This window comes from Streptomyces sp. NPDC047315 (genome assembly GCF_040643215.1).
GTDB lineage: Bacteria > Actinomycetota > Actinomycetes > Streptomycetales > Streptomycetaceae > Streptomyces.
Map to the genome: position 1 here is coordinate 1 of NZ_JBEYTZ010000124.1, position 1,055 is coordinate 1,055.

Consider the following 1,055-nt stretch of genomic DNA (forward strand, 5'->3'; position numbering starts at 1 on the left):
CGTCCCCACCCCCGGCCACACCCCCAACACCGCCGACCTCCGAGAACACCTCGCCACCACCCTCCCCGACCACATGGTCCCCGCCGCCTTCGTCATCCTCACCGAACTCCCCCTCAACACCAGCGGCAAGCTCGACCGCAACGCCCTCCCCGCCCCCGACTTCACCACCCAGGTGACGGATCGCGCCCCGCGCACTGCGCAGGAGAAGGCCCTCGCGGAGCTGTTCGCGGACGTGCTCGGGCTGCCGCACGTCGGCATCGACGACGACTTCTTCACGCTCGGTGGGCACTCCCTGCTCGCCACCCGCCTGACCAGCCGCATCCGCACCACCCTCAACGTCGAGATCCCCGTACGCGCCCTCTTCGACGCGCCCACGGTCGCCGGCCTGGCACGGCACCTCGACAGCAGCGCGAAGCTCCGCCCGGCCCTTCGCCCGGTGAAGCGACCGGAGCGCATTCCGCTCTCCTTCGCCCAGCGACGCCTGTGGTTCCTCAACCAACTCGAAGGCCCGAACCCGACCTACAACCTCCCCTTCGTCCTCCACCTCACCGGCACCCTCGACGTCCAGGCACTCGGTCGTGCCCTCGCTGACGTGGTGGAGCGCCACGAGAGTCTGCGCACCACGTTCCCCGACGTATCGGGCGTTCCGTACCAGCACATCCTCAGCGCCGAGGACGCCGCTCCCGCCCTGACCGTGCACCGCACCACCACAAAAGAGCTTCCCGAAGAATTGAAGAAGGTCGTTCGGCAGGGCTTCGACCTGGCGAACGAGCCGCCCCTTCGCGCGCACCTCTTCAACACCGCACCCGACGAGCACTCGCTGGTGCTCGTCTTCCACCACATCGCCGCCGACGGCGAATCCGCCGGGCCCTTGGTGAGCGATCTCTTCCACGCCTACGAAGGGCGTCGCAGCACACCGGACCGGCCGACGAGTCAAACTCCGCTCCCCGTGCAATACGCCGATTACACCTTGTGGCAGCGGGAACTGCTGGGCGACGAGAACGACGAGAACTCACTCGCCGCACAACAACTCGCCTACTGGCGCGAAACACTCA

1 protein-coding gene is annotated in these 1,055 nt (G+C 68.0%); it reads left to right on the forward strand.

What is annotated here, in order from left to right:
* Positions 1 to 1,055, forward strand: a 1,055-nt coding sequence (locus tag ABZ842_RS38870; RefSeq protein WP_361548619.1) for a condensation domain-containing protein, incomplete at both ends; no start/stop codon positions are given.